Origin of the sequence: Streptomyces sp. NPDC020917 (genome assembly GCF_044333795.1) — a bacterium.
In the GTDB taxonomy this organism is placed as follows: Bacteria; Actinomycetota; Actinomycetes; order Streptomycetales; family Streptomycetaceae; genus Actinacidiphila.
Genome location: NZ_JBIRRR010000016.1, coordinates 16,221 through 28,231 on the forward strand (window position 1 = coordinate 16,221; position 12,011 = coordinate 28,231).

Genomic DNA, 12,011 nt, shown 5'->3' on the forward strand with positions numbered 1-12,011 from the left:
GGAACCGCGGCTGAGGAGGGCCGGCGGTGAGCGGGCCCTTTTCGCGCGTCGCCGTGATCGGGGCCGGCCGGGTCGGTTCCCATCTGGCCGCGCTGCTGGCCCGCCACGGCCGGTCGGTGGTGGTGATCGAGCGCGACGAGGAGAGCTGCGCACTGCGGCGCCGCGCCCTGCACGTCGCGCTCGCAGGTGAACCGGAGGTGCGGGACCGCATCGACTGGTCCTTCCGGCCGGCGGACGCCGCCGGCGCCGATCTGGTCGTCGAGGCGCTGCCGGAACGCCTGGACGTCAAGGCCGCGATGCTGCGCCGGATCGTGGAACTCGTCGGCGAGGACGCGGTGTTCGCGTCAACGACGACCGCGTTCCCGCTGACGGCCGTCGCCTCCGCGGACGAGCGCCTGGCGGCACGGCTGGTCGCCCTGCACGTCTTCCCGCCCGATCCGGCGCTGCGCCGCCCGCCGGCCGGGCCCGCGGTGGAGCTGGCGGTCACGCCGTCCACCGCGCCCGCGGTACGGGAGGCGGCCGCCGCTCTGGTCCGCTCGCTGGGGCTGGCGCCGCTGCCCGGCGCGGACCTGCCGGGGTTCGTCGGCGGCGCGCTGCTGGCGGCGTACCTGAACGACGCGGTGAGGATGCTCGCCGAGGGCTACGCGTCCGCTGGGGACATCGACGCCGCGATGACCCTCGGCTGCGGGCTGCCGGTCGGGCCGCTGGCCCGGCTGGACGACATCGGCCTGGACACCGCGCACGACACCCTGGCCGCGCTGCACGAGCGGACCGGCGACGCCTGCTACGCGCCCGCCCCGATGCTGACGCACCGCGCGGCGGCCGGCCTGACCGGCCGCAAGGCCGGTCGCGGCTTCCACGACTACCGGACGGCCGCGCAACCGGGCGCGCACGATGCGCGGGCGCGCGGCGGCCGACCGCCGCTGTCGGCGGTCGGCGTGGTGGGCTCCGGGACGATGGGCACCGGCATCGCCGAGGTGTGCGCACGCGCCGGGGTGCCGACGGTGCTGGTGGCCCGCAGCGAGAGCAGGGCCAAGGAGGCGCTCGTCGCCGTCGAGCGCTCGCTGGGCCGGGCGGTGGCGCGCGGCAAGCTGACGCCCGACCGGGCCGACGCTGCGCTGAGCCGGCTGACCGCGGCGGCGGACCTGGACGCGCTCGGCGGCTGCGATCTGGTGGTCGAGGCGATCGCGGAGGAACTGGCCGCGAAGCGGGAGGTCTTCGCCCGGCTGGGCCGGGCCGCCCACCAGGACGCGCTGCTGGCCACGACGACCTCCAGCCTTCCGGTGTCCGCGTGCGCGGCGGCCTCCGGCCGGCCGCACGCGGTGGTGGGCCTGCACTTCTTCAACCCCGCGCCCGTGATGCGGCTGGTCGAGGTGGTGCGGACGGCGGAGACGTCGCCGGCGTGCGCGGCCCGCGCCAGGGACGCGGCGCTCGCCCTGGGCAAGCACCCGGTGGAGTGCCACGACCGGGCCGGCTTCATCGTCAACGCGCTGCTCTTCCCGTATCTGAACCGGGCGATCGCGCTGACCGAGCGGCACGGGATCCCGCCGGAGGACGTGGACGCGGTGATGACCGGCGTCCACGGCTTCCCGATGGGGCCGCTGCACCTCCTGGACGTGATCGGCCTGGACGTCGCGGTGCAGATCCTGACGAGCCTGCACGCCGCGTCGGGCGATCCGGCGCTGGCGCCGGGACCCGCACTCACCAGGCTGGTCGAGCGCGGGTTCCTGGGACGCAAGACCGGGCGCGGATTCCTGGTGCACGAGGCCCGCTGACCGCGGCCGGCCGCCGGGGCCGCCGGGCGACAGGACTAGGCCGGACGGCGCGCCACGGTCGAGGAGGAGGGCGGTGGCGCGCACCCGCCCGGGCCGCGCGCCACCGCCGGCTTCAGCCGGCCGCCGGGCTGCGGAACCGGTCGATCTTCGGCAGGTGCTTCTCGCGGGTCTCCGGGTCGGTCACGCCGAGCCCCTCACCGGGCGCCAGGCACAGCACACCCACCTTCCCGCTGTGCTCGTTGCGGTGGACGGCGCGGGTCGCCTCGCCGGTGGCCTCCAGCGGATAGACCGTGGACAGCGTCGGGTGCACCATGCCCTTGGTGATCAGGCGGTTGGCCTCCCACGCCTCCCGGTAGTTCGCGAAGTGCGAGCCGACGATCCGCTTCAGCGACATCCACAGGTAGCGGTTGTCGTACTCGTGCCGGAACCCTGAGGTCGAGGCGCAGGTGACGACGGTGCCGCCGCGGCGGGTGACGAAGACGCTGGCGCCGAAGGTCTCCCGGCCGGGGTGCTCCAGCACGATGTCCGGGTCCTCGCCGCCGGTCAGCTCGCGTATCCGCGCGCCGAACCGCTTCCACTCGCGGGGGTCGGGCGTCTGCGGGTCCTTCCAGAACCGGTAGCCCTCCGCGGCCCGGTCGATGACCAGGTCCGCGCCCATGGCGCGCACCAGCTCGGCCTTGTGCGGATCGGAGACCACGCACACCGGCACCGCCCCGCCGTTCAGGGCCAGTTGGGTGGCGTAGGAGCCGAGGCCGCCGCCCGCGCCCCAGATCAGCACCACATCGCCCTGCTTGAGTGCGGCGCCGTTGCGCGAGACCAACTGCCGGTAGGCGGTGGAGTTCACCAGCCCGGAGGACGCGGACTCCTCCCAGGTGAGGTGGCGGGGCTTGGGCATCAGCTGGTTGGACTTGACCAGGGCCAGCTCCGCGAGCCCGCCGAAGTTGGTCTCGAAGCCCCAGATCCGCTGCTCGGGGTCGAGCATCGTGTCGTCGTGCCCGTCCGCCGACTCCAGCTCCACGCTCAGGCAGTGCGCGACGACCTGGTCGCCCGGCTTCCAGTTCCGCACACCCGGCCCGGTGCGCAGCACCACGCCGGACAGGTCCGAGCCGAGCACGTGGTACGGCTGCGCGTGCCGCGCCGCCTCCGGGCTGCTGCGCGCGTACCGGTCGAGGAAGGTGAACGTCGGCAGCGGTTCGAAGATCGCGCTCCACACCGTGTTGTAGTTGATCGCGCTGGCCATCACGGCGATCAGCGCCTCGCCCGGCCCGGGTTCGGGGGTCGCGACCTCGACGGTGTGCAGGGACTTGGCGGGGTCCTTGTCCCGTGTCGCGAGCCCCTCGAACATGCCGGTCTCCTCGCGGAGCACGGCCGCGCCGCGATGGCTCTCCGGCACCGGGAGCGCGAGGAAGTCCTCGGCTCCCGCTCCCGCGAGCACGGCGTCGACGATCTGCTGCATGAGCGGTCCTCCCGTCCTGACCCGGCGGTCAGGCGATCTCGTTGGTCGGCAGGTGCACTTCCAGCGGGAGTTGGTGCCGCCTGGTGATGTTGAGCTTGCGGTAGACCCGGGTCAGGTGCTGCTCGACGGTGCTGATCGTCACGAACAGCTTCGCCGAGATCTCCCGGTTGGTGTATCCGCAGGCCGCCAGGGCCGCGACCCGCTTCTCGGAATCGCTGAGCTTGGCCTCGGCCTCCGCGCCCAGCACGTCGCCCTCGGCGGGTTCCGCGGGCGCGCCGCCCGCCGGGCCGAGGTCCTGAACCCGCTTGCGCTCGCCCTCGCGCAGCCGCTGCCCCGACTCCTCGCACAGCGGCTCGGCGCCGCACTCGCGGGCCAGGTGCAGGGCCCGGCGAGTGACCGCGATCGACCGGGTGGTCTCGCCCAGTTCGCGGTACGTCTCGCCCAGCACGCTGACGGTGCGGGCCAGTTCCAGCCGGTCGCCCGAGCGGTGCAGGTCCTCGACCGCGCGGGCCAGCAGCGACGGCCGCAGCTTGAGGTCGACGCTCTGCGCCCGCAGCCGCAGCGCGACCCCGCGCACCCGCGGGTACACCGCGTCCGGCATCCGCATCTGGTCGACGATCAACCGCTCGGCGCGGTCGACCCGTTCCAGCTGGTAGAGAGCCTGGGCGGCGTCGGTGCGCCAGGGCAGCAGCACCGGGCGGTCCACGCCCCAGCGGACGGCGAGCCGACCGGCGGTCATGAAGTCCGCGAGCGCGGCCTCGGGTTGGTCGGTGGCCAGGTGGAAGTGGCCCCGCGCGCGCAGGTATCCAAGCCCGTAGACGCTCTTGAGGAGGGCGTCGGGCACAGGCTGGTTGAGCCTCCTTGCCGCCGCGGTGTAGTCGCCCGCCGCGGTGTGGGTGAGGACCAGCACCGCCAGCGGGCCGCCGAGGAAGAAGCTCCCGTTGCAGTCGGAGACGCCGCGCAGCGACTCCCGGGCGTACTCCGCGGCGGCCTCCAACCGGCCGCCGCGCAGGGCGATGTCGGCCCGCAGGGCGGCGAACACGGCCCGCCAGCCGGGCGCGCGCCGCCGGCCGGCCTCCTCCAGGAACTTCCGGCAGGCGTCCTCGGCCGCTTCCAGCCGGTCGCCGTAGTACAGCGACACCACCGCGTTGACGATCGGCGTCAGCGTCACGTCGATCAGCGGGGACACCCGCAAGAAGCGCTCGACCGACCCTTCGCCGCCGCTGTCGGGCGGCAGGACGGGGAAGCGCGGCGGCCCGTCGAGGGACGCCGGGGCCGTCAAGTCCCCGGGCGCCGGGTGGTCCTGCGGCCCCTCGTCGCCCTCGGCGTACCAGCGCCCCGACAGGGGGGCCACCAGGTCCAGGGCCGCCTGCGCGGCGGCCCACTGGCCGGAGGACGCCCGCTCCTTGAGGCCGCCGATGATCTCGCGGGCCTCCTCCACCCGGCCGTGGCCGATCAGCAGGTTGGCCAGCCGGCCGGCGGTGTGCGCCGGGAGCCGGGTGCGGGCCGCGGTGGCGACCACGTCGGGAAGGTGCCGGAGCTCGGCCGCGGTGGGGTCGACCCGCCACAGCACGGCGGCCAGCCGCAACCGGATGTCGATGCGGACGCGCTCGTCGTCGCAGCCGGCGCAGGCCAGCTCCAGGTAGTCGATGGCGAGCCGGGCGTCGTCCTCGTGCAGCGCGGCCTCGGCGGCCTCCCGCAGCACGGCCGCTCCCCACGGGTCGGGCACCTCGCCCCCCGCGAGCAGGTGCGCGGCCACTTCGGAAGGGCGTGCGCCCTGGTCCTTGAGCAGGCAGGCCACGTGCCGGTGCAGCCGGCCGCGCTCGCCCGCGTCGAGGCTGTCGAGCACCACCGACTGCGCCACCGGGTCGCGGAACCGCGCGCCGTCGACGATGCCGGCGGACTCCAGCGCCTGCAGCGCCTCGTCGACGCTCCAGGAGGTGGCCTCGGCGACCCGTCCGAGGGACTCGGTGTCGGCCGCGTCCCCGAGTACCGCGAGGGCGGCGGCCACCTCCCAGGTGTTCTCGCCGCCGCGGCGCAGGCACGTCAGCAGCGCCTGCCCGAACAGCTCCCCCGCCGCCAGCCGGGCGACGCCCGAGGACCAGTAGGTCTCCGAGCGCCGGCAGTCCTCGATGAGCGCGCGCAGCAGCAGCGGGTTGCCGCCGGTCAGCTGGTGCAGCTCGGCGGCGTCCGCGGCGCTGGCCGGCATGTCGCTGTGCCCGGCGAGGACTTCGGCGACGCCGTCCGGGTCGAGGAGCGGCAGCCGCATCCGGTGCACCGCGGGCTGGCGGAGCAGCTCGACGGCGAACTGCGGGTCGCGCGGCCCGCCGTGCAGGGGCTGGGTGAGGACCATCAGGACGCGGCTGCGCCGGGTCAACCGCGCCAGCTGGAGCAGGCAGTGCAGCGACTCGGCGTCCGCGTGCTGCAGGTCGTCGACACCGATGACGACCGGCGCCTGCTCAGCCATGTCCCGTACGGCCGCGGTGAGTTGCCGGGCGAACCGGCCGGGCCGCTGGTCGGCGGCGCCCTCCACCGCGGACGGGAGTCCGGTCAGCGGCGGCGCGCCGTCGAGTAACTGGGCGACGACACCCAGCGGTGCGCCGCCCTCGGCGGGCGACCCCGCCGCGCTCAGCAGGGTCACCCCGGCACGGGCAGCCTCGTCGATCACCCATTCCAGGGTCTGGCTCTTCCCGCAGGCGATTCCACCTTCGACCAGAACCGTTCCACCGCTGCCCGAAATGGCTTCCCTCAGGGCAGTTCGCAGAAACTCTAACTGTGCTTCACGCTGAATAAATTCCACGACAGTGAACAGCCCCCGTTCAAACCGTTCAATTCGCACTCTTACCCAACAGAAACCGGGCACACGACAAGGTGCCCGCCGGGCTCGCAGCCCGCGGCATAGGTGCTCCTGGCATACTCCAAATAACCGGCTTCCGCAGGCCCCGAAAGCCGGTTCGACTCTATCGCGGCTGCCCGAAGTTCAGGCAACCCGGCCTGTTAAGAAGGCGGAAGGAATCAGCCGCGGCCGGCACCGCCGTCACACCCGCACACCGAGCCGGTCGCGGACCGCGCCGATCACGTCCGGCCCCTCGGCGACCAGGTAGAAGTGCCCGCCGGGGAACACCCGGATGTCGAACGGGCCGGTGGTGTGCCCGGCCCAAGCTTCCGCTTCGGCGACCTCGACCTGCGGGTCGCGGTCACCGACGAGCGCCGTGACCGGGCAGCCCAGCGGCACTGCCGGGCGCGGCACATACGTCTCGATGGCCCGGTAGTCGCCGCGCACCGCGGGCAGGACCATCCGCACGACCTCGTCGTCGGCGAGGAGGTCGGCATGGGTGCCGGCCAGCCGCCGCAGCTCGGCGACGACCCCGGCGTCGTCCCGCAGGTGGACCGGATCGGGCAGCGGGCGGTGCACCGACGGCGCGCGGCGCCCGGAGACGAAGAGCCGGGCCGGCTCCACCCCGTGGTTCCGCTTCAGCCGCAGGGCCACCTCGTAGGCGACCACCGCGCCCATGCTGTGGCCGAAGAAGGCCGTCCGCCGGTCGACCGTGGGGGCCAGTGCCTCGGCCACCCGGTCCGCCAGATCGTGCAGGTCCAGGACCGGTTCCTCGGTCCTGCGCTCCTGCCGGCCCGGATACTGCACGGCGAGGACTTCGACATCCGGTTGCAGCGCCCTGGAAACCGGGAGGTAAAAACTGGCCGAGCCGCCGGCGTGCGGAAAGCAGACAAGTCTGCGGGGTTCACTTCCGGGAGGAGCAGGGTGATAGCGGCTGAACCAGGCCTCGCGGTCCACACACATCTCCAATTCGATCCAAATCCGCCCAATGTACTCCGGGAGCGCCACACAGGCACGCTCGAAAGTAGTTCGGCCCCGCACTCACCAGTAACCCCTACCCGGGCGCGCACCACCCCTATGAACAGGGGTGCCCGTCAGCCATGAACAGGGGTGCGTGGCACCCACCTCGACCAATGCCGTACATCGCGGCGCGGTCCCCGCGCTTGGCTGGAACCCGCAAGCAGCCCGCAGCGATCGCGGGCGGCGTCCATGCCGGGTTCGCCGTCCCGCCGCCGGGCGGTCACGCCTGGTTCAGCGATGCGGCCAGTGGCGCCAGCGCGAGTGCGACGGATCGGGCAGCGGTTCGGCGCCGGAATCCGCGCCCGGCGACGGGGCGCTCGGCGGTTCGGCCGGCGACTCGGGCAGCGGCCGCGTGTCCTGGAGCGGCTGGGGCGACGCCGGCGACCGGGCGGGGTCCGGCGGCGGGACGTCGCGCCTCGCCGGGTGCAGCCCTTCCTCGGAGTAGCTGGTGGCGGCGATCGCCTGGGTCGCCTGCTGGTCGGTGAAGTCCTCGGATCCGGGGATGTGCGGCACGAAGCCGATGAGGGTGTTGTCCCGCAGCACCTCGGCCTCCAGCCCGCCGGCGCCGATCGCCCAGAGGGCCTCGCTGCCGTCCGGGATGACCACGCGGATGCCGAACTCGTACACGCCCTCGTCAACGCGATGGGCCATGATGCCCCGCGTACGCAGTGCGGAGACGATGCTGTCGATGCGCTCGGATTCCATGGCGTGAGGTCCTCCTCGTGGGGCTCTCGTCGACCCCGCTCTGGAGCGGTTCCCGGGGGGCGCCGGATGCGCCGGGCGCGCTGGTGGCGCCGGTCGCGTTCGCCACCCCGGCGGGGCTGGGTGTGCTGCCGGCCTCAGCCTCGTTTCCACGGTACCGCTGGGTCTCGTCGTCCTCAGGGACCATGCTGAGCGCGAGCAGTGCGGCGTCGTCGCTCAGCCGGCCGCCGGTGTGGGCGAGCAGGTCCTGGCGCAGGTGCCGCACCAGGGCGTCCGGGGACAGCGGGTGGGGGAAGCCGGCGACGCGTTCGACGAGCGAGTAGAACACCCCCTGCGGTGAACGCGCCTCGATGACCCCGTCGGTGTAGAGCAGGAGCGTGTCCCCGGTGGAGTAGGTGAGGGTCTCCAGGCTGCCGCTGCTCCCGGACAGGAAGCCCAGGCCCAGCGGTGGGGCCGGGTCGGCGCAGTGCGTGGCGGTGACCCGGCCGTCCGCGCTGATCAGCAGGGGCGGCGGGTGCCCGCAGCAGGTCATGTAGACGCGGTCGCCCTGGTCGGGCACTTCGAGCAGCAGCGCGGTGGCGAAGTTCTCGCCCCGGTCCTGGCCGCTGTCCGCGATCTCCTGGAGGTCCCAGCCGACGCTCTCCTCCAGGACCGCCGCGAGCTCGTCCAGGGTCGCGCTGCGCCGGGCGGCCTCGCGGAAGGAGCCCAGGATCGCGGACGCCTCGGCGATCGCGGGCAGCCCGTGGCCGCGGACGTCGCCGATGATCGCCCGGCTGCCGGCCGGCCGGCAGCGGGTGACGGCGAAGAGGTCACCACCGAACTGCGTGTCGTTCTCGGCGGCGAGGTACTGCCAGGCGATCCGCAGCGGGCCGACGCGCGGGGGCGGCGGGCGCAGCAGCACCCGCTGGGCGGTCTCGGCCACGAGTCTGGCGCGGCTCAACTCCTGGCCGCGCTGCTGGCGGACGTAACTGAAGAAGACGAGCAGGACCGAGACGACGAACAGGGCGGCCAGCTGCCACACCCGGGTCTTGGTGGCCGCTCCGCCATTGGCCGCTGCGGCGACCACCTGCGCTCCGAGGGCCACGAGGGCGATGCCCGCCGTGCGCCAGGGCCCCACGAACGATGCCACCAGCGCCGGGGCGACCACGAGCATCGGACTGAGGTAGACCTGCCTCGGCGAGATCACGTCGGCGACGGTGATGGCCACCACCAGGGCAAGCGCCAGCCCCAGCGCCAGGCGGGACATGCGCTCGGGCAGGTCAGTCAGGCGACGACCGAAGTCCATACGGTGAAGTTAACCAGTTTTGACGCCTTATGCCGTAAATGCGCCCTGTTCGATTCGCTCCGCGGGCGACGCGCTTCACGGCGTCACTCTGCGGCTCCGCACGGTGGACGGTCCGGCAGCCACGCGCCGCCCTCGGTCAACGGGCGCCGCGGCGGCGCACGCGGTCACACTGCCGGGGCGCGGCCCGCAAGGACGAGGGCGGCGGCACCGCCACAGAGCACGATCCGGGCGATCTGCGCGAGGACGCCAGGGCCGAGGTGTGCCGCCCCGGCGGGGCCGAACAGGCCCCCGGGTAATGGCGCAGGGCGCGGACCTCGGCGGGGTCCAGCCTTGGACGCCTCGCAGACCCGGATCGCCGGAACCGGCCGGGGCGAGGGGGACAAGGAGAGGACGAGGAGGGTCCGCGCCTTTCCCCGGCGGCTGCCGCGGGACGTGACGGGGTCGGGAGTGCGTCAGGCCACGGCGGTCCCGCCGGACGGCGGCGCCGCGGGCCGTCGCGCGAGCAGCAGCGCGGCGCAGAGGAGGGACGCCGCCGCGCCCGCGCCGAGGGTGAGGGCGGTCAGCGCCGGAACGGAGCTCAGGGAGCCGCCGACGAGCGCCGACCACAGCGCGTCGCGGAAGGCGATCGCCAGCTGGACGGCGACGCATCCGGTCACGACGGAGAGCTCGGTGACGCGCCGGATCCTGCTGCGCGGCGGGCGGGCGACGAAGCCGGCGAGCGCGTTGCCGATCACGCAGAACGCCAGGTTGGAGGCGGTCTCGACGCCGAGCATCCAGACGATGAGCAGCGGATCCGTCCACCGCTCCCCCACGGCCTGCCCCGCGGTCAGCACCGCTGAGGCCAGCAGGCTCAGTACGACGAACACCGGCCAGGCCCGCTCCCGCGTCCACGCCGCCGCCTGGGGGCCGAGCCACCGTCCCAGGACCGGAACCCTGCCGCCCAGCAGGACCGCGTCGCCCAGCCAGTCGTGCCGCCACCGGCGTGCCGAGCCCCGCGGCCGGCGGGCGCGCGCGAGCAGGACCGCCGTGGACACGGTGAGCACGGAGGTCACGGCCAGCCCGCCGACCAGCACCCAGGTCCACGCGTCCCAGGCGGAGCGGTGCCGCCCGCCGGCGAGCGCGGCCCACTCGAAGGCGGCGGTCAGTCCGGCCAGCGCGGTCATGACCCCCGCCGCGCGCGCCGTCTGCTGAGCGCGGTCCGGCCCGCCCGGGGCCCGCCACACCAGCAGGCGAAGCGCGATGACCAGGCCGAGCATGGGCACCGTGAACTGGGCCAGCGACACCATCACGTCGTACGGGTCGTCCTGCCACGGGCTGGCGGCCCGCACCGACTTGTCATGGGTCGCCAGCAGGGTCAGTCCCTCGCACACCGCGGCCGTCCCCAGGGCCGCCAGCACCGCGGCAAGGGCCGCGCGTGCGTTCTTGTTGGCACGTTGCATGGCCGCCATACTACGTTCCGCGTAGTACGCGTCAAGTAGTATGGCCGCGCGGAGCACGAGAGCACCCGAGCCGGGCCGCCTGGCGTGCCTGCCGGACCGCGGCCCGTGCTGCAGGGCGGCGATCAGGCACCCCCGGGGCATTGAGCGAACCGAGGCCCCCACGAGCCGGCGCGAACACCTGGCCGAGCGGCGTCGGCGAGTGCGAGAGCCGATCGCGCCGGCCCATGTCCCCGGCTGCCGGCGGAGTCCGGTGCGCGCGACCCGCGCCCGACCGGTCGAGCGGAACGACCTCGCCGGGCGACAGGCCGCGGGCGCCGCCGCGTCCAGTAGTACGCGGGAAGTAGTACCGTGACCGGTACCAGCAGGGAGCGGCAGGCGGAGAGGCCCATGCACAGCAACGATGCCCAGATGCTCGTCCTCACCGTCCTCGCGGAGGGGCCGCGGCACGGATACGCCATCAACACCGCGATCGAGGAGCTGACCGGCGGCAAGCTCGGTCCCGGCAGCCTCTACGGCGCGCTGTCCCGGCTGGAGGCGCGCGGGCTGATCGGACCGGCGGACGAGCCGGCCGGCCCGAAGGAACGCCACCGCACGATGCAGATCACCGACGCGGGGCGCGACCGCCTGCGCACCGAACTCCAGCAGATGGCCCGCATCTCGGCCGCCGGGCTGCGCGCGCTGGGGAGCGGACCGGCGTGAACGCCGCCACGGTGCTCACGCGGCTCTACCCGCCGGCGGTACGCGAGCGCTGGGGTGCGGACATCGGCCACGAGGTGGCGGCGGCCGGGATCCGCTCGTGGCCCGACACCCTCGCCGGGGCCGTGCGGCTCTGGCTCCATCCCGCCGACTGGCCCGAGACGTCCGCCGGCCAGACCCGCCGCGTGCTGACCGTCGCGCTGTTCGCCCTGGCCGCGGTCGCCGGCCTGCTGCTGCGCCACGCCGAACCGTCCGCGACGCTGACCGCCGACGTCCGGCACCCGGTCACCAGCCTGTGGCTCGGCCCGGTCCTGCTCGGCATCGCCCTGGCCGCGCCCCTTCCGCGGCTGGAGCGCGGGGTGCTGCGCCGCACGGCAGCCGCCGCGGTCCGCGTCATGGCGGCGCCGGCCGCCGCCGTCGCGGCACTGTGCGCCCTGGCGTGGAGCGGCGCCGCCGCACACCCCGCGGGCGGCACGGGCGCCGCCATGGTCCTCTGCTACTGGCTCACGCTCGCCTTCGTCGCGTTCCGCCTCTGCTCCCTGGTCGCGCGCCTGGCCCGGACGTCCCTGCTGCCGACCACCCGCCGGCTGTCCGCCGCGCTGCTGGTCTTGGGGGCGGGAATCGCCCTCGCCGCCTGCCAGAACGTCGTTCTGGCCCGAACCGCCGTGCACCCGGGCGCCGTTGCCGAGTCCGTCGCGCTGGGGGTGGTCGCCGCCGCGGCCCTGGGCACCGGCCGCGACCTCCGCCTGAACGCGAGGTGAGACGCCGCCCCGACGCCGCCGGAAGCGCGGGAGCGTGACGG

9 protein-coding genes are annotated in these 12,011 nt (G+C 74.5%); 3 read left to right on the plus strand and 6 right to left on the minus strand.

The features are described from left to right. The first annotated feature begins 26 nt into the window (after nt 1-26). The gene (locus ACH4TG_RS28605; RefSeq protein WP_398245428.1) at nt 27-1,775 is read left to right on the plus strand and encodes a 3-hydroxyacyl-CoA dehydrogenase family protein; all 1,749 of its coding nucleotides are present in this window, start codon (nt 27-29) and stop codon (nt 1,773-1,775) included. A 112-nt stretch (nt 1,776-1,887) separates the two neighbouring features. Here ACH4TG_RS28605 and ccrA read toward each other — a convergent pair whose 3' ends face one another. The 6 genes from ccrA to ACH4TG_RS28635 all read right to left on the minus strand — a co-directional run bounded on the left by ccrA (nt 1,888) and on the right by ACH4TG_RS28635 (nt 10,513). Further along, nucleotides 1,888-3,231: a crotonyl-CoA carboxylase/reductase gene (gene ccrA / locus ACH4TG_RS28610; protein WP_398245429.1), complete on the minus strand. Its 1,344-nt coding sequence runs from the start codon at nt 3,229-3,231 to the stop codon at nt 1,888-1,890. A 28-nt stretch (nt 3,232-3,259) separates the two neighbouring features. Beyond that, entirely contained in the window at nt 3,260-6,094 is a 2,835-nt protein-coding gene (locus tag ACH4TG_RS28615; protein ID WP_398245430.1) for an AAA family ATPase, read from the minus strand. Between the two features lie 174 nt (nt 6,095-6,268). After that, nucleotides 6,269-7,030, minus strand: a complete 762-nt coding sequence (locus ACH4TG_RS28620; RefSeq protein ID WP_398245431.1) for a thioesterase II family protein — start codon at nt 7,028-7,030, stop codon at nt 6,269-6,271. A 288-nt stretch (nt 7,031-7,318) separates the two neighbouring features. Further along, a complete protein-coding gene (locus tag ACH4TG_RS28625) occupies nt 7,319-7,738 on the minus strand; it encodes a hypothetical protein (protein WP_398245432.1) in 420 nt (139 codons plus the stop codon). Then, nucleotides 7,722-9,074: a PP2C family protein-serine/threonine phosphatase gene (locus ACH4TG_RS28630; protein ID WP_398245433.1), complete on the minus strand. Its 1,353-nt coding sequence runs from the start codon at nt 9,072-9,074 to the stop codon at nt 7,722-7,724. The genes ACH4TG_RS28625 and ACH4TG_RS28630 overlap by 17 nt, the downstream gene beginning before the upstream one ends. 452 nt (nt 9,075-9,526) lie before the next feature. Beyond that, complete coding sequence (locus ACH4TG_RS28635) at nt 9,527-10,513, minus strand: hypothetical protein (RefSeq protein WP_398245435.1); 987 nt, start codon at nt 10,511-10,513, stop codon at nt 9,527-9,529. Between the two features lie 387 nt (nt 10,514-10,900). Between ACH4TG_RS28635 and ACH4TG_RS28640 the strand changes: the two genes are divergently transcribed. Further along, a complete protein-coding gene (locus tag ACH4TG_RS28640; RefSeq protein WP_398245436.1) occupies nt 10,901-11,212 on the plus strand; it encodes a PadR family transcriptional regulator in 312 nt (103 codons plus the stop codon). Next, entirely contained in the window at nt 11,209-11,970 is a 762-nt protein-coding gene (locus ACH4TG_RS28645; protein WP_398245437.1) for a hypothetical protein, read from the plus strand. Before ACH4TG_RS28640 ends, ACH4TG_RS28645 begins: the two co-directional genes overlap by 4 nt. Nucleotides 11,971-12,011 lie beyond the last annotated feature (41 nt).

What these genes read in the sequence shown, in the direction of transcription:
- ccrA (WP_398245429.1), bottom strand. Translation starts at nt 3,231, where the DNA reads ATGCAGCAGATCGTCGACGCCGTGCTCGCGGGAGCGGGAGCCGAGGAC.
- ACH4TG_RS28620 (WP_398245431.1), bottom strand. Translation starts at nt 7,030, where the DNA reads ATGTGTGTGGACCGCGAGGCCTGGTTCAGCCGCTATCACCCTGCTCCT.
- ACH4TG_RS28625 (WP_398245432.1), bottom strand. Translation starts at nt 7,738, where the DNA reads ATGGCCCATCGCGTTGACGAGGGCGTGTACGAGTTCGGCATCCGCGTG.
- ACH4TG_RS28630 (WP_398245433.1), bottom strand. Translation starts at nt 9,074, where the DNA reads ATGGACTTCGGTCGTCGCCTGACTGACCTGCCCGAGCGCATGTCCCGC.
- ACH4TG_RS28635 (WP_398245435.1), bottom strand. Translation starts at nt 10,513, where the DNA reads ATGCAACGTGCCAACAAGAACGCACGCGCGGCCCTTGCCGCGGTGCTG.
- ACH4TG_RS28640 (WP_398245436.1), top strand. Translation starts at nt 10,901, where the DNA reads ATGCACAGCAACGATGCCCAGATGCTCGTCCTCACCGTCCTCGCGGAG.